Here is a 15,854-nt window from a genome sequence, read left to right on the forward strand (position 1 = left end):
CCGAACATGAACGAAGATCAAAAACCCAATGATCCTGTGAATGAAGCGGCTTCATCCAGCGATACAGAAAAATCGCCTGCGCAACAGGTAGAAACAAAAACTGAAATAGAAAACAACGCGACGACTTCGACCGAGCAACAACAAGCTCCTGAAATCGCTAAAAAGAAAAAATATTTATTGCTCGCCCTGATTCCAGTTCTGCTGGCAGTCATCGCATTTGGATTATGGAAAAGCTACCAACCGGCTCCGCTTGAATTGCAGGGTCGTGTAGAAGCTGAAACAGTTCAGGTGGCGACCAAAGTGCCAAGCCGTATTGAAGAAATTTATGTAGAAGAAGGTCAGCGAGTCAAAAAAGGCGATGTGCTGGTGCGCTTAAACAGCCCGGAAATTCAGGCCAAAAAACAGCAGGCCGCAGCGGCTTTACAATCTGCGCTGGCCTTACAATCGACTGCTGAACGTGGCTCGCAAGAAGAAAATATCGCCAGCCTGTATGCCAACTGGCAATCGCTGAAAGCACAGCAAAATTTAGCCAAAGTTTCTTATGAGCGTGGTGCAAATTTATTTAAGGAAGGTGTGATTTCACGCCAGCGCCGTGATGAATTGTATGCAGCCAGTCAATCAGCGGCACAAATGACAGAAGCAGCGTATCAGCAATACGCACGTGCCAAACGTGGCAGCACCTCGCAGCAAAAGAGTTCTGCCGATGCACAAGTAGATATTGCCCAGGCTGCGCTGGATGAAGCCAATGCATTAGAGGCAGAAACCCAATTAGTAGCACCTGTAAACGGAACGGTGTCTAAAACCTATGGCAAAGTCTCGGAGCTGGTAGCCACCGCAGTCCCTGTGGTCAGCCTGATTGAAGATCAAATGTGGGTGAGCCTGAATATTCGTGAAGACCAATATGCCCCGTTTCAGAAAATGAGCAGTATTGAAGGTTATATTCCCGCCCTAGATAAAACCGCCACTTTTAAAATCAAGCAGATCAGTGCTGAAGGTGAATTTGCCACCATTAAGACCACACGCCAAACCGGCGGTTATGATGTGCGAAGTTTTAAGCTGCATCTTGTGCCCACACCAGCGATTCCTGAACTGAAAGTTGGGATGAGCGTGTTATTTAAACTGAAAGAGACCCGATAATGTGGACGGGTATATGGCGCGAACTGCGCTATCTGCTCCGCGAAAAATGGGATCTGTGTCTGGTCACGCTCGCACCTGCACTGGTGATTATTTTATTCAGCAGCATGTTTGCTCAAGGGAAACCGAATCATTTACCGATTGCGATTATTGATCAAGACCAGAGTGCGCTGAGTCAAAGCATTTATCAGCATGTGGCGCTGAATCATACTCTTAAAATTGCTACAGTGTCGGAACAAACAGCTGAAATTGAGCGCCTGTTAAATCAAAATAAAATTTGGGGTTATATCCATATTCCCAGCGGTGCCGAGCAACGTCTGGTTCGTGCCCGGGATGCTGACATCAGTATTGCCTTTAACCAGAGTTATTTCAGTATCGGAAATACCATTTCCTCTGCCATGCTGGTCAGTACCCTGCAAGCACTGGCTGAATTTAGCGGACAGCAATATCTGGGCAACCGGCTGCCTTCTCTCGAAGCACCGTCACCGCATATCAAAATATCGCCGCTGTATAACCCGCAACTAAATTATGAATTCTATCTGGAACCCTATGTCATTCCGGCAATTCTGCATTTACTGCTGTGTTGTTGTGTGGCATTTTCCGTCGGTCAGGAACTGAAGCGACAGACCTTAACAAGCTGGATTAGCAACTCGTCCATCTGGATGGCATTACTGTCTAAGAACCTGGTCTATGTGGCTATTTTTAGTCTATGGACCTGGATCTGGATGTTCTGGCTGATTGAAATTCGCGGCTGGTTTGTTGCTGGCTCGCTCGCTCTGATTCTATCGGCACAATTTCTGCTATATAGCGCTTATGCATTTTTAAGCAGTGCAGTGGTTCTGGCGACCAAAGATTTAAGTAAATCTTTTGGCATCATTGCGGTCTATGGTGGTTCATCTTTGAGTTTTGCAGGTGTGACCCTCCCTTTAAATAATGCGCCCCTGTTCACCCAGTTTTGGTCCAATATTATTCCGTTTACGCCCTATGCCAAATTACAAACTGAACAATGGGTGATTGGTAGTCCATTGCATATTTCACTGCAAGCTGGATTAATGCTGCTGATCTATGCCCTAGTCTACGCTCTGCTGGCTTATCTGTTTCTTAAAAAAATAGCTAAAGGAGCAGTCCAATGAAATCCCTCTGGTTTTACTATCTGCAAGGCTTCAAGGATATTGTCAGTCACGGCGCGATCTTTACCACGCTGATTCTATCCGTCTTATTTTACAGCTTTTTTTATCCAACCGCTTATCAGGCACAGCAGGCTGAAGCCTTACCGATTATTATTGTCGATGAAGAACAAAGTAACTTAAGCACCCGTATTATTGGTCAGGTGGCACAAAGCCCCAATGTGGAAATTGAGGCGATTACCGGCAATTTTGCCGAAGCTAAACAATGGGTTGAATCTCAAAAAGCCGATGGCATTTTACTGCTACCGGACAATTTATCGCAAAGCTTAAGGCATGGTGAAACAGGCGGCATTGGCCTGTATTTAAGCACAGCCAACTTTTTAGTGACCAAACAAATTGGTCTGGGCTTAGCCACATCGGTTGAGCAAACTTTGGCAGACTATACTGAACGCTTTGGCGAGGTCTCGGACTTTTCACCTGCCCTTTCTGTGCATCAAATTCCTTTATTTAATCCGCTATCCGGCTATGGCAGTTATGTCTTTCCTGCGGTTGCACCTTTAATTATCCACCAAACTATTCTTCTGGGTTTGAGTATGCTGATTTTGGTATATCGGGAAAGAAAAATAGAATTAAACACAAATGCATTGATTGGGATGTGTTTAGCGGTCTTTACTATTGGCTGTCTGGGATGTTTCTATTTATTCGGTTTCAGCTTCTGGCTGTTTGATTATCCGCACGGTGGCAACCTGTTCGGGATGCTACTGGCTGTTCCGGTTTTTATCTACACGATAATTGGCATGACCTGCCTATTTGCCAGTTTTCTAGATCTGCCGGAACGTGCGGGGCATGTCATTGTATTCACTTCTATTCCACTGTTCTTTTTATCTGGTGCGGCCTGGCCACATGCTGCCATGCCTCTCTGGATGCAAGTCGTTGGCGAAATCCTGCCTTCCACCCAAATTGTGCAGATGTTTATTCAGCTCAATCAAATGGGTGTGCCTACAACACTGATCTTGCCTAAATTGCTCTATCTTGGAATGATCGGTAGCTTGTGCTTTTTTTTGGCTTATCGACGTTTAATTTCAAACTGTGGAACTTTCTAGCTTGTATATTATTGAACCTGTAAATAATTTTATGTAATTGCTTTTGATAAATTTAAAGGTGATTGCTTCACTGGTCACCGAATTTAATAATAAATCGGCTCATGGCTAAACGCCAGTCACGAATATAGGAATAGAATCTGGCTATCTATTTGCGTGATACTGGTCTGATTCTTTTTAGTAAGATGTGGCTCAAATGTACCGTCACGATCTCATGGTGTGGTGGTTCTTAATCTCCCCCATGACCGCTATATTAACCAAGGGGGTCAGTTTTACACTGCCGCTAACACGAATTACCCAAATATGTAAGGTAATTCCGGTGAATCAGAACGAAGCTTCTGGCACATTTACCCAATCCTGAAGACGTTATGAATAACTCTTCACTTTAATTTTGTAGGTAATCCCAGTTCCTTCGGGAGCTGGGATTAATACATATAAAGCAAAAGCTTAATCATCAAAATGAGGCTATATTGAAACAATAATCACTGAGCCAAGTGGCTCTGATTTTATAATCAGTCCAGCGTTTAAAAATCACTGATTTAATTTAAACACTAAACATCAACGCCAAAGACAGGGCCATACAACGCTGACCAGCTGCGCCAAAGGCTGCACCAACCAAGGCATTTAAGGTCTGTTCTTTATTGGCATCCGGCATCACCACCACATGGTTTTTGGCGCCCATCATCGACTGTACCCGTTTGCCATGCTGACCTGCCAGGTTATACACATGGGTGCCGACCGCGGTTGAACCGACAAAGGAAATGGCTTTGATGTCAGAATGTGTACACAGCAGATCGACCACTTCTTTACCGCCATGCACCACATTCAGTACCCCGGCAGGAACACCAGCCTGCATCGCCAGTTCGACCAGCATCATGGTTGATAGCGGATCCTGCTCCGACGGCTTTAAGACAAAAGTATTGCCGCAGACAATGGCCATCGGGAACATCCACAATGGAATCATCGCCGGGAAATTAAACGGGGTAATTCCGGCACAGACACCTAAGGGTTGCTGCATGGTATAGGTATCTACCCCGCGCGCCACGCCTTCAATATACTCACCCATTTGCAGCGAACCGACCGAGCAGGCATGTTCCACCACTTCCAGGCCACGCTGAATATCACCTTCGGCATCTGCTAATGTTTTGCCCTGTTCAGCGGTCAGGACTTGTGCAATACTTTTTAAGTTTTGACGGATCAGCTCCTGCAGTTTCAGCATAATCCGCATACGGGCCTGAATAGGTGTTTCACGCCAGCTGGCAAAAGCCTGTTGGGCTGCGGCAATGGCGGCATTGACTTCTTCTGCAGTGGCAAACCGCACCTGACCCAGAACCTCCTGGGTAGCAGGATTGACAATATCTTGCCAATGACTGGTTCTGGAGTCGATAAATTCACCATTAATCAGCAGTTTTGCCGTGGTGATGCCGGTATTCGAATGGGGATGATGAATCGCGTTCATGGTCGCTCCGTGCTGGTTTGTTATTGTCGTTTTATCTGCCTTTACTGGCTGTTTTTAACGTATTATTTTTTACGCTGTTTCAGCAGACTAACAAAGAACACTTTTGGCACCAATAGAGATTGGCGTACGACGGTTGTGCAAATTTGCACAGAGATTTAACAGGATGTTAAACATAAAATGAAAGTTGATTGGGATCACTTACGCTTTTTTCTGGTCTTGGCCCGGGCCAAAACCCTCACCAATGCTGCGCGCCTGATGGAAGTGGAACACAGCACCGTGGCACGGCGCATTCAGGCGCTGGAAAATACCTTGGGTACCCAGCTGTTTAAACGTGAAGCCAAAGGCTATGAGCTGACTGCGGAAGGTCTGGCACTGGTGCCCCGCGTCGAACAGATGGAACAGTCTTTTATCCAGATTGATAAACGCCATGACCCTTTACAAGGCCGGGTACGCATTGGTGCGCCGAAAGGTTTCGGGATGGCGTTTCTGGCCCGGCTGCTGGCGGAGTTTTCACAGCATTATCCTTCGCTGACTATTGACCTGATTCCGGTGCCAAAAACCATCAAACTTTCACATCGTGAGGCCGATATTGTCATTTCAATTGACCGGCCCAAATCCGGGCCTTATATCATTACCCGACTCTCAAATTACTGTTTAAAACTGTACGGCAGTCAAAGCTATTTACAGCAAAACCCACCAATTAGACAGCTGGAAGATCTGAAACAGCACCGATTTGTCGATTATATTGATGATCTGGTGTATAGCTCGGCGCTGTATTCGCTGGAACGTTTGCCGCTGCAAGTGACAGCTTGTTTTCGCAGTAACAGTATTCTGGCCCAGCAGATTGCGGTCAGTACCGGCGCCGGACTGGCAATTTTGCCGCGATTTCTGGTGCATGATAAACCCGATCTGCAAGAAGTTCTGGGCGATCAGGTCAGTTTTACCCATACCTTCTGGATGTTGACCCTGGTCGATTTACAGCATGAGCCGAAAATCAAACTGGTCTGGGATTTCCTGCGCAAACAGGCCGATGTGCAGCAGGCCCTGTTAATGGGCACTTAAAATCCTTTGCAGTATCTGGAGATTGACACATGCCGATACAGCAACTGAACGTATCACAACACTTAGCGCCCATTACGCTTGCTAAATTAACAGCCGATGAACCGAATAATATGAACCATTCAGGAAAATGATATGAAGATTCTCATCGTGCTGACCTCTCATGACCGTCTGGGTGATACAGGCAAACAGACCGGTTTCTGGCTGGAAGAACTGGCCGCCCCTTATTATGCTTTTGTTGATGCTGGCGCCGAGGTGACCTTGGCCTCTCCTAAAGGTGGTCAACCGCCTCTTGATCCCAAAAGTAATGAACCCGATGCTCAGACCAAAGCCACCGAGCGTTTTAAGGCGGATACCGCCGCCATGCAAGATCTGGCGCAGACACGCAAACTCAGTGAGGTGTCGATTGCCGATTTTGATGCCGTGTTTTATCCGGGCGGTCATGGACCCTTATGGGATTTGGCTGAAGACCCGGATTCTATCTCTTTGATTGAACAAACATTGCAAGCCAATAAACCGGTGGCGTTGGTCTGCCATGCGCCGGGAGTATTACGTCATGTCAAAGCACAGGATGGCCAACCATTGGTCAAAGGCAAGACTGTGACCGGTTTTAGTAATACAGAAGAAGATGCGGTTGGGCTGACCAATGTTGTGCCCTTTTTAGTTGAAGATATGCTGAAAGAACACGGCGGACAATATTCAAAAGCTGAGGACTGGCAGGTGCATGTACAGCAAGATGGTTTGCTGATTACCGGACAGAATCCGGCATCCTCAGAGGCGACCGCAGAAGCATTATTGAAATTCTCGAAATAAGCATAGTCATCGACGTCATCGCTTTTTGTGCTTAATAGAAAACTCCTGAATGGATTATTCAGGAGTTTTTAAATTGTTCGGATTGAACAACTCTTGAAGAATGATGCCCACCGGTTCAAGCCAGCTGATGTCTAAACATTAAACATCAACGCCAAAGACAACAGCAAGCATAAAAATAACATAGCTGAAACCGCCTGCCAGAATCTAACAGGATTTTTATCCAGCAAGGAAGAATGAACCGGCTTTAAAAAATACCGGTTAGGATGCTTAAGGTCATACAGAAATTCTGACAATACCTCATAACGTTCATTTGGCATCAGGGCCAAGGCCTTATGCAAGGCTCCATCAATCCACACCGGAATATCTGGCCGATATTCTAAAATTGAATGATAACGCACCGTTTTTAGCTGTTTTAACGTCTGACAACGCGCCAGTTCGGTGCCATAGGGTAACTGTTTGCTAAGTACATAATACAGTACCACGGCCAGTGAAAACTGGTCTGAACGGGTGGAAACCGGCCGCGAGCAAAAATATTCCGGCGCCATAAAGGCCAAGGTGCCCAAAGCCGCGGCATGTTGCGGCTGTGATTCGGAAATCCCCTTGACCAGGGTTGCACCAAAATCAATCAGTTTTAGCTCTAACTGTGCATTCAGCATGATATTTTCAGGGCGAATATCCTGATGCAGCATGTCCAGCCGGTGAAAAGCCTGCAAACCTTTAATGATCTGTTCCGTAATCTGGATGGCGGTTTCAAGCGCAATCGGCTGGCGTTGCTGATGCAACCATGTATTTAAGGTCTGGCCAGATAAATATTCATAGGTTTGAAAATAATAAGATTTACTGCGCTGATGCGGATAGGCCGCTAACACCTGTGGATGCTGAATCCGTTTTGCTACCCACTCTTCCAGTAGAAAACGCTCCAGCGCTTGCGCATCCTGAGTTAAGTCCAGTGCTGGAATTTTAATGACCAGTTGCTGCTGCCGCGTCTCATCCCAGGCCAGATATAAACGGCTACGATGGTTCTGGTGCAGTACATTTTGAATCCGGTAGCCTTCAAACTGCTGACCTATGCTTAAATCCGGGGCCAGACTTAGCTGGTTGTGACTTGGCTGAAATTGTGACTGGGCCTGTTGTCGCAGCTGCTGTACCTGCACAATTTGCAGGGTTAAATTGTCAGGACTGCCCTGCGCATCGGCCAGATGGACCAGCATTTCTGCTACCTGGTCAAGATCTAAAGTTTCGGGGCTGTGAAGTGCCTCGATAATTTGGCTGTCCGACAGATATTCATATACACCATCGGTCATCAACAGGAAAATATCATCCTGTGCCAACGGCAGACTTAAATAATCCACCTCTACTTTCTGCGCCACGCCCAAAGCCCAGCTTAAATAGCTTTCCCGGGAAGATAACCAGACCCGATGATCGACACTGAGCTGTTCCAGCTGTTGCTCACGCAAGCGGTAAATACGGGCATCACCAATATGAAACAGATGTACAGTTTCATGTTTGAATACCAGCGCGCTAAAAGTGCAGACATAGCCGCGGTCTTTATCGACACGGCTCTGACTTTGCTGGGTCTGGGCATAGAGCCAGGAATTGGTGGCACGAATCACCCGGTCGACCGAAGTTTTGACGCTCCAGGAATCGGGCGTCGAAAAGTAATCGGCCAGAAAACTGGACACAGCGGTTTCACTGGCGATATGACTGACATTGCTGCTGCTAATGCCATCGGCAATGGCGCAGGCAATGCCCTTTTGCTGTGCCAGATAGCCCTCCGGAACAGCCGCACCATGAAAATCCTGATTGCTCTCTTTGCGGCCGGCAGAACTATATTGCCCAAGCCGAATTTGAAGTGAAGTCTGGTGTGAAGATGGCAAAGTGGACATGCGCTGATCTCAACTGGCTGGAATCTTCCCTGATTCCAAAATTCATCCTGTGGGCTTAAAACTTAGAACTCACGTTTTGGTGCAGTGCGGACATGCGTGGTATAAAGCGCAAGACCAGTTAAAGCCAAACCACCCACCAAATTACCCAGTGCTACCGGTAACTCATTCCAGATAAAGTAGTCCATCACCGAGAAATCGCCGCCCATCATCATCGCGAACGGGAACAGGAACATATTCACCACCGAGTGTTCAAAGCCCATGGCAAAGAACAGCATGATCGGCATCCACATCGCAATAAACTTGCCACTAACGGTGGTCGACATCATCGCGCCAATCACGCCAAGCGACACCATCCAGTTACACAACATGCCGCGAATAAAAATCGTGATCCAGCCAGCTACGCCATATTCTTTGTAGCCTAGCGTCCGGTCTTCACCAATATGTGCAATCGCCAGACCGACCTTGTTTGGTTCGGTCGAAAAGCCGTAGGTATAGACCGCTGCCATCATCACCGCCACAATCAGCGCACCAGTGAAGTTACCGACAAAGACCACGCCCCAGTTTTTCAGGATTCTGGCCCAGGTCACGCCCGGACGTTTATCCAGCCAGGCCAATGGCGTCAGGACAAATACCCCGGTCAGCAGGTCATAGCCCAGCAGATACAGCATACAAAAGCCCACCGGGAATAATAATGCACCAATTAAAGGCACGCCGGTTTGCACTGCAATGGTGACTGCAAAAACCGCTGCCAGCGCCAGAATAGCCCCGGCCATGGTGGCGCGGATCAGCACATCACGGTTTGCCATATGTAGTTTCGATTCACCTGCATCCACAACTTTGGTTGCAAATTCGGAAGGTGCAAGATAAGCCATTGCGAGTACCCCTCAACGATTGAAATTTAGCGGTGAGATGATTTGCAAATAAAAAGCGCCCAAGACGACTTTCACGTCTTAGGCGCCATTGCCTGAACCATCTAACATGTTTTAAAAATTTATGGCGTCATTGCCATCAGTTCAGTGGAGATACAGCAAGGAACGTACCAACTTTTGGTGAAAGATGAATTTACGCCACAGGCAGATTCAAGATCTGAGCTGATTTTAAGCTGGCATACATTGTGCTTTTCCCTTCTCAGTGTTTTAGCCATAAGCAGTTGAGGAAATAGATATGATTAGCCACCGCCAACAAGTGACAGACATGATTTTATCTGCCAAGGTACTGAACAATATTCAGTGGTCCAGTGTGGCGCAGGAAATTGGTTTATCCAAAGAATGGGTGACGGCAGCCTGTTTGGGGCAAATGGCCTTGAATAAGGAACAGGCCGAAAAAATTGGTCAGATATTTAACCTGAGTGATGAAGCCGTGGCCTGGCTACAGATTGTGCCGTATAAAGGCTCCCTGCCGACCAGCGTTCCGACCGATCCTTTAATTTACCGCTGGTATGAAGTGGTAAATGTCTATGGTTCTACCATTAAAGAGCTGATTCATGAAGAATTTGGCGACGGGATTATGAGCGCAATTGATTTTAGTATGGATATTCAACGGGAAAGCCATGAAAATGGCGACCGGGTAAATGTGGTGCTATCCGGGAAATTTTTGCCCTATAAATCCTATTAAGATGAGTTTGTGTTGAGCTTAAAACTCTAAGCAATCACAAAAATCTGCGCTTACCTTATTCATAAAGATGATCAAGTAAAGATCAAAACCACATTCATTCCCCCATAAAAATAGGCTTAATCTACCCGGACAAAAACGATTGCTGTTTTATCCGGTCAGATTAAGCCTATGTTTTTTAGCAAGCTGTACTAGTCCGAGGTAAAGCGTCCATAACGGTCGCGTTTTAGCGTGCTGGAAGATGAGCTGCGGCCACGGCGATCGTCGTCGTCATCATCGTCATCGCGGCTACGACCACGACCTCTGCCACGGCCACGGTAATCGTCGTCATCATCATCGTCATCACGGCTACGACCACGACCTCGGCCACGTCCGCGATAATCGTCGTCATCATCATCGTCGTCACGGCTGCGACCACGACCTCTGTCACGACCGCGGTAATCGTCGTCGTCATCATCGTCATCGCGGTTACGACCACGGCGATTGTCGTCGTTTATATGACTTCTGGCGCCGGCACGGCGTGCTTCTTCTGACGTAAACTCATGTGCATTGCCACTGGCATGGGCTGCGCGGCCGGCTTCACGCGCTTCTTCGGATGTAAATTCATGCGCATTGCCGCTGGCATGGGCTGCACGCCCGCCACGACTGGCAATTTCTCTTTGTTCATCTGGATCCATACTCGCAAATACACGATTTGAAGTACCCTCATTACGTGTATTGGCCATGATTAACCCTTCCTGTTATTTATTTTGGTTGTCGATGTTGCGACTCTTTTAAGATAAGAGTGAAAATTAAAATAAACAGCCGCGCTTTGTTTCAGATCATTGGAATGTAGCAGGTCTTTTTTATTTTAAAAAATTAACAGGCTGTATTTAAAATAGTAAAATTTTATTCCTTTAAATATCTTTTTAAATTTTTTACTATTTTTATATTTCAGCTGTTTTTATTTACAAAATTAAATAATAGACGCGTTAAGATAAGGTAGTTTATTATTCTAAAAATAAATAATATTTAAATAGATTCTATAAATTTTAAATATATTCTCTAGTCCCTTGATTTCACTTTTTATTGGCTTTGTTGCACAAACCTATCTGTAAAGGCTTTTTCAGCGATATAATTTTCAAATGAAGAAGCCTACACACAAAATCTACCGTACAACCAATTGGCCCGCATATAACCGAGCACTCATGAGTCGCGGAAATATTGCCATTTAGTTTGATCCTGCTACGCAATGGTATGCACCATCAAAAGGCAAACAAGGGCGAAATCAAACCTACTCCGACGCAGCCATCCAATGCTGCTTAATGATTAAATCCTTATTCCGTCTGTCTTTACGTATGGTCACTGGCTTTGTGCAAAGTCTGATTAAACTTTGCGGATTAAATTGGATAGCTCCAGATTACACCACGCTTTGTAGAAGACAAAAGCATATTGATATTGTAATCAGCTACCAAAAAAGTAGCGATGGGCTGCATCTACTCATGGACTCTACAGGCATGAAGTTTCTAGGTGAGGGCGAATGGAAGCGCAAGAAACATGGACCTGAATATCGTTGCCAATGGCGTAAACTTCATATTGGTATAGATGCTAAAACCCTACAAATACGAGCAGTTCAGCTTACAACCAATAATGTCAGTGATTCACAGGTGCTTGGTGATTTACTTAATCAGATTCCACAAGATGAGCAGATTGACTCTGTTTATACCGATGGAGCTTATGACACCAAGCAATGCCGTCAGGTCATTGCAGATCGGCAAGCGCATGCGGTGATTCCACCTAGAAAAAATGCGAAACCATGGAAAGATACAAAGAGTAGCTCGCTAGAGCGAAATGAATTACTTCGAACAGTTAAACGTTTAGGCAGGACACTATGGAAAAAATGGTCAGGCTATCATCGCCGCAGTTTGGTGGAAACCAAGATGCATTGCATCAAATTATTAGGCGATAAATTAATGGCAAGAAGCTTTCCTAGTCAGGTGAATGAGATTCATGCACGTGTAGCAGTCCTCAACAGATTTACGGAATTAGGTCGACCACTTACCCAAGTTACGCCTTAAATTTGGCTCAATTAGGGGCGCTTTGCATTTCAAATCTTTGTGCAACAAAGCCCTTTTTATTGTCTTAGTTATTGCTGCTTAAATATAAAAAAAGCCAGTCAGTGAGCGCTGACTGGCAAAAAAGGAAGACACAGATAAGTAAGTGAATGTCCGATTTAGTCGACCTGGGTAAAGCGGTTTAAGACAGCAATCGACAGCAGCAATAAGGCCACCAGCGCAAAGACGGTGCTCAGGCCAATGGCTTCACTTAAGAAACCGACCAGCGCCGGGCCACTTAATGAACCGCTATAGGCAATGGTCGATACCAGCGATAAAGCAGCCGCTTTAGGCATAATGTTCTGACGGCCAACACGGGAGAACATCACCGGCACAATATTGGAACAGCCAAAACCGAGTAAGGCATAGCCCAGCAGGACTACTGCCCAGTGCGGCGCCATCACAATAATCCCTAGACCCAAGGCCGCACACAGCGCGCTATAGGTGATGATGTTTTTCTCGCCCCACATTCTTAGTAAGCGACGTCCAGAAAAACGGCCGATGGTCATGGTAATGGCAAAGAAGGTATAGGCCAGACCGGCAAAAGAAGCGTCCATCCCAAAGTTGCTGACCAGATAAATCCCGCTCCAGTCCATTGCTGAGCCTTCTGATAAAAAGGCAATAAAACAGACCAAACCAATTAACAGAATCATCGGGCTTGGGCGAAATTTCTGCTTCGCTGATGGTGCGGTGTCTTCTGGGGCTGTGTCTGATTTTTTCTCAATTTCAGACAGGCTGTTGGGAACGGCCAGAATGGCAATAAAGGCCAGCACCGCGCTCATGATTAAAGCGCTCATTAGCGGTGAAACACCCAATGACAGCAGCACAGTCACAGTCAGCACACCAAGTAAACCGCCCAGACTGCACATACCATGGAAGCTGGACATCATATTTTTCAGGCTGTTCTTTTCAACAATCACCGCCTGTAAATTAATGGCCACCCCAAATGCACCCACCGCGGTCCCAAAGATAAACAGCACAATTGCCATGCTTAAGGCAGTACCAAATACCGTCAGTAACGGCAAAATGATCATCGCTGCAACCAGCGCAATCCCGATTAAAATACGGCAGCCAATACGCTGGATTAACAGACCGGCCGCAGGCATGGCCAGCATCGATCCAATCCCCATACAGAGTAGCAACAGGCCAAAGTCTGCATGGTTTAAAGAAAGACGTTGTTGTGCAAATGGAATGAGCGGTGCCCAAGATGCCGTACTTAAACCCAGACCAAAAAAGCTGAGTTTGGTTGCCAGACCTTGTGCATTGAGCTGGGCAGATGCATCGACGACTGTGGTTTTGGAAAACAACATGTATGTGCCACCTTCTAAAAACAGGGCATCCCATTCCAAAAAATTGTCCATAGAAAAACCCCTGCACACTTATAGAAAAATCTATAAACTTGCAGGGGCTTTTGTTGGCGGAATTATACACAATTCACAGCAATGTACAGCCCTTTTTTGTCTATTTTACAAACAATTTTGTAATGACAAAAAGTACTTCATTTTTCTCGTTTTTTTGAAAAATTCCAGCTGCAATATTTTTATATAATCATTTAAAAACAAATGCTTAATAGGTTGATTGTTTTATTCAATCAGTTTAATGAGTTTTAGTGATTACCTGAAAATTGGCTTACATACAGATACACAGCCCTGCCCTTTCAGTTTTGATTATTTCGACCGCTCAACCATCTAGCTGATGCAGGATTAAGCGTTTAAACCAATAAGTAACTAGAGCTCCTTTGTAGTTTATAGTTTTTATTTAAAAATAATAAAATGAGATTTATAAATATATTAGTTTTAATTATCTCAACTCATCTATTTCAATATAAAAATAGCTTTAATTAATTTAAATTTAGCTTCAATAATTTAGATATTTCATAATGTGTAATATATATCTGCATGTAGTAAATTGTTATACTCTATGGCGAAGTTGTTTCGATTTTAAATAAAGCTATTTTTATCTCTTTAAGGCGTTTAAATTAAATAAAGATATTTATTTCATCTGAATTGGAGTAATAAAAATGGCTGATATTAATTTAAATGACATTCAGAAACATAGCGAAGTTATTGCCTCCTGTGGCACCCATATTGGTACGGTCGATCATCTGGAAGGCAGCGACAAAATCAAACTAACCAAGCAGGATTCTGGCGATGGCATGCACCATTACATTCCGACCTCTTGGGTGGAAGAAATTCGTGGCAACCAGATTATCCTGAACAAGAATTCTGAAGAAGTCACCAGTCAGTGGGAAGTGGTATAAATTCTAAAAAGCACGATCTGCTCAGATTCGTGCTTTTTTTATTGCTGATAGCTTCATCATCTGACTGAGCAAAACAATAAATCGACCCAAAAACTTGGAGAACTCCATGAATCATTATCCTGACAGCCCATCTCCGCAAGAGAAACAGGAGCATCAGCCTGGTGTGCAATATAAAATGACGCCCGAACCTGAAATTATTAAAAGCAATTATCAGGGCAGTCAAAAACTCAAAGACAAGGTGGCCTTAATTACCGGCGGTGATAGCGGCATCGGCCGCTCCGTGGCAGTGCTGTTTGCCCGCGAAGGTGCCAATATTATTATTCCCTATTTAGAAGAAGATCAGGATGCGCAAGACACCAAGCGTCTAGTCGAGCAGGAAGGTCGTCAATGTCTGCTGATTCAGTGTGACCTGCGCCAGCATGCGGCAGTACAGCAGATGGTCGATCTGGCTTTGCAGCAATTTCCGCATATTAATATTTTGGTCAATAATGCCGCCGTACAATATCCACAAAAAACCATTGAGGATATTAATCCCGAACAGCTGCATAAAACCTTTGAAACCAACCTCTACCCGCTGTTTTATGTGACCCAGTTACTCATTCCTCAAATGCAGCCCGGTGACAGTATTATCAATACCACCAGTATCACCAGCTATCAGGGCCATAATGAGCTCATTGATTATGCCAGTACCAAAGGGGCTATTACTGCCTTTACCCGTAGCCTGTCGACCAACCTGCTAAAAAATAAAACCGGGATTCGGGTGAATGGTGTCGCACCCGGCCCAATCTGGACGCCGTTAATTCCAAGCAGTTTTGATGAAGAACAGCTAAAAGGTTTTGGTGAAGATACCCCCATGGGCCGTATGGGTCAGCCAAGTGAAGTTGCGCCAGCTTATCTGTTTTTAGCCTCCGATGAAGCCAGCTATATTTCCGGTCAGGTGATTCATGTCAATGGCGGTACCATTGTCAATGGTTAACGGCATTTAAAGGCACACAAGCAATGTAGATAACATTTTGAGTTTTATTGAAACATGCATATCTATACAGGAGTGAAACTGATGTCTAGAGGTGATAAGTCGGCCTATACCGACAAGCAGAAACGTCAGGCCCGCCATATTATTGAATCGGAAAAAGAGCGAGGCCATTCCGAAGAAGAAGCAGAACGCATTGGCTGGTCTACCGTCAATAAACAGGATGGCGGCGGTAAAAAGAAATCCCACTAAATGCCCTTCTGTTCTGCTGGAACCCTTTTAAACTTCTATAAAAATGCCAATCCTTAGGATTGGCATTTTGTTAGGTGATGACAAGTAGTC

Annotated in this window: 12 protein-coding genes and 3 pseudogenes; 10 read left to right on the forward strand and 5 right to left on the reverse strand. The window is 45.4% G+C overall.

Annotated elements, in window-relative coordinates:
- The first annotated feature begins 6 nt into the window (after positions 1 to 6).
- The 3 genes from P253_RS04030 to P253_RS04040 are packed head-to-tail and all read left to right on the forward strand — an operon-like array spanning position 7 to position 3,364.
- On the forward strand, positions 7 to 1,137 hold the full coding sequence (locus P253_RS04030; protein WP_005177920.1) for an HlyD family secretion protein: 1,131 nt from the start codon (positions 7 to 9) through the stop codon (positions 1,135 to 1,137).
- Positions 1,137 to 2,267 (forward strand): ABC transporter permease, encoded by a 1,131-nt coding sequence (locus P253_RS04035; RefSeq protein ID WP_016658133.1) that lies wholly within the window; start codon positions 1,137 to 1,139, stop codon positions 2,265 to 2,267. Before P253_RS04030 ends, P253_RS04035 begins: the two co-directional genes overlap by 1 nt.
- Positions 2,264 to 3,364 carry an ABC transporter permease gene (locus tag P253_RS04040; RefSeq protein ID WP_016658132.1) on the forward strand — a complete coding sequence of 367 codons (1,101 nt, stop codon included), beginning with the start codon at positions 2,264 to 2,266 and terminating at the stop codon, positions 3,362 to 3,364. Before P253_RS04035 ends, P253_RS04040 begins: the two co-directional genes overlap by 4 nt.
- A 553-nt stretch (positions 3,365 to 3,917) precedes the next feature.
- Here P253_RS04040 and P253_RS04045 read toward each other — a convergent pair.
- Positions 3,918 to 4,820: pseudogene (locus P253_RS04045) on the reverse strand (aldehyde dehydrogenase family protein); the annotation flags it as partial.
- Between the two features lie 177 nt (positions 4,821 to 4,997).
- Between P253_RS04045 and P253_RS04050 the strand changes: the two are divergent.
- Positions 4,998 to 5,882, forward strand: coding sequence for a LysR family transcriptional regulator (locus P253_RS04050; protein WP_016658130.1), 885 nt, complete (start codon positions 4,998 to 5,000; stop codon positions 5,880 to 5,882).
- Between the two features lie 132 nt (positions 5,883 to 6,014).
- Positions 6,015 to 6,692 (forward strand): type 1 glutamine amidotransferase domain-containing protein, encoded by a 678-nt coding sequence (locus P253_RS04055; RefSeq protein ID WP_005177934.1) that lies wholly within the window; start codon positions 6,015 to 6,017, stop codon positions 6,690 to 6,692.
- Positions 6,693 to 6,823: 131 nt separating this feature from the next.
- Here P253_RS04055 and P253_RS04060 read toward each other — a convergent pair whose 3' ends face one another.
- The gene (locus P253_RS04060) at positions 6,824 to 8,578 is read right to left on the reverse strand and encodes a bifunctional protein-serine/threonine kinase/phosphatase (protein WP_016658129.1); all 1,755 of its coding nucleotides are present in this window, start codon (positions 8,576 to 8,578) and stop codon (positions 6,824 to 6,826) included.
- A 62-nt stretch (positions 8,579 to 8,640) separates the two neighbouring features.
- Positions 8,641 to 9,450: a formate/nitrite transporter family protein gene (locus P253_RS04065; protein WP_005178046.1), complete on the reverse strand. Its 810-nt coding sequence runs from the start codon at positions 9,448 to 9,450 to the stop codon at positions 8,641 to 8,643.
- 292 nt (positions 9,451 to 9,742) lie between these two features.
- Here P253_RS04065 and cynS point away from each other — a divergent pair, with 292 nt between their 5' ends.
- Complete coding sequence (gene cynS / locus P253_RS04070) at positions 9,743 to 10,192, forward strand: cyanase (protein ID WP_005178047.1); 450 nt, start codon at positions 9,743 to 9,745, stop codon at positions 10,190 to 10,192.
- A gap of 242 nt (positions 10,193 to 10,434) precedes the next feature.
- Here cynS and P253_RS04075 read toward each other — a convergent pair.
- Positions 10,435 to 10,914 (reverse strand): annotated as a pseudogene (locus P253_RS04075) (KGG domain-containing protein); the annotation flags it as partial.
- Positions 10,915 to 11,313: 399 nt separating this feature from the next.
- Here P253_RS04075 and P253_RS04080 point away from each other — a divergent pair.
- Positions 11,314 to 12,246: pseudogene (locus P253_RS04080) on the forward strand (IS5 family transposase).
- Positions 12,247 to 12,401: 155 nt separating this feature from the next.
- Here P253_RS04080 and P253_RS04085 read toward each other — a convergent pair.
- Positions 12,402 to 13,643, reverse strand: coding sequence for an MFS transporter (locus P253_RS04085; RefSeq protein ID WP_016658127.1), 1,242 nt, complete (start codon positions 13,641 to 13,643; stop codon positions 12,402 to 12,404).
- A gap of 659 nt (positions 13,644 to 14,302) precedes the next feature.
- Here P253_RS04085 and P253_RS04090 point away from each other — a divergent pair.
- The 3 genes from P253_RS04090 (at position 14,303) to P253_RS15730 (ending at position 15,764) form a co-directional block, all read left to right on the forward strand.
- On the forward strand, positions 14,303 to 14,542 hold the full coding sequence (locus P253_RS04090; protein WP_016658126.1) for a DUF2171 domain-containing protein: 240 nt from the start codon (positions 14,303 to 14,305) through the stop codon (positions 14,540 to 14,542).
- Positions 14,543 to 14,636: 94 nt separating this feature from the next.
- Entirely contained in the window at positions 14,637 to 15,518 is an 882-nt protein-coding gene (locus P253_RS04095; RefSeq protein ID WP_228128862.1) for an SDR family oxidoreductase, read from the forward strand.
- 81 nt (positions 15,519 to 15,599) lie between these two features.
- On the forward strand, positions 15,600 to 15,764 hold the full coding sequence (locus P253_RS15730; RefSeq protein ID WP_016658124.1) for a hypothetical protein: 165 nt from the start codon (positions 15,600 to 15,602) through the stop codon (positions 15,762 to 15,764).
- Positions 15,765 to 15,854: the final 90 nt, after the last annotated feature.

It is taken from the genome of Acinetobacter indicus CIP 110367 (assembly GCF_000488255.1).
In the GTDB taxonomy this organism is placed as follows: Bacteria; Pseudomonadota; Gammaproteobacteria; order Pseudomonadales; family Moraxellaceae; genus Acinetobacter; species Acinetobacter indicus.

What these genes read in the sequence shown, in the direction of transcription:
- P253_RS04040 (WP_016658132.1), top strand. Translation starts at nt 2,264, where the DNA reads ATGAAATCCCTCTGGTTTTACTATCTGCAAGGCTTCAAGGATATTGTC.
- P253_RS04090 (WP_016658126.1), top strand. Translation starts at nt 14,303, where the DNA reads ATGGCTGATATTAATTTAAATGACATTCAGAAACATAGCGAAGTTATT.
- P253_RS04060 (WP_016658129.1), bottom strand. Translation starts at nt 8,578, where the DNA reads ATGTCCACTTTGCCATCTTCACACCAGACTTCACTTCAAATTCGGCTT.
- P253_RS04030 (WP_005177920.1), top strand. Translation starts at nt 7, where the DNA reads ATGAACGAAGATCAAAAACCCAATGATCCTGTGAATGAAGCGGCTTCA.
- P253_RS04050 (WP_016658130.1), top strand. Translation starts at nt 4,998, where the DNA reads ATGAAAGTTGATTGGGATCACTTACGCTTTTTTCTGGTCTTGGCCCGG.
- P253_RS15730 (WP_016658124.1), top strand. Translation starts at nt 15,600, where the DNA reads ATGTCTAGAGGTGATAAGTCGGCCTATACCGACAAGCAGAAACGTCAG.
- P253_RS04085 (WP_016658127.1), bottom strand. Translation starts at nt 13,643, where the DNA reads ATGGACAATTTTTTGGAATGGGATGCCCTGTTTTTAGAAGGTGGCACA.
- P253_RS04055 (WP_005177934.1), top strand. Translation starts at nt 6,015, where the DNA reads ATGAAGATTCTCATCGTGCTGACCTCTCATGACCGTCTGGGTGATACA.
- P253_RS04065 (WP_005178046.1), bottom strand. Translation starts at nt 9,450, where the DNA reads ATGGCTTATCTTGCACCTTCCGAATTTGCAACCAAAGTTGTGGATGCA.
- cynS (WP_005178047.1), top strand. Translation starts at nt 9,743, where the DNA reads ATGATTAGCCACCGCCAACAAGTGACAGACATGATTTTATCTGCCAAG.
- P253_RS04035 (WP_016658133.1), top strand. Translation starts at nt 1,137, where the DNA reads ATGTGGACGGGTATATGGCGCGAACTGCGCTATCTGCTCCGCGAAAAA.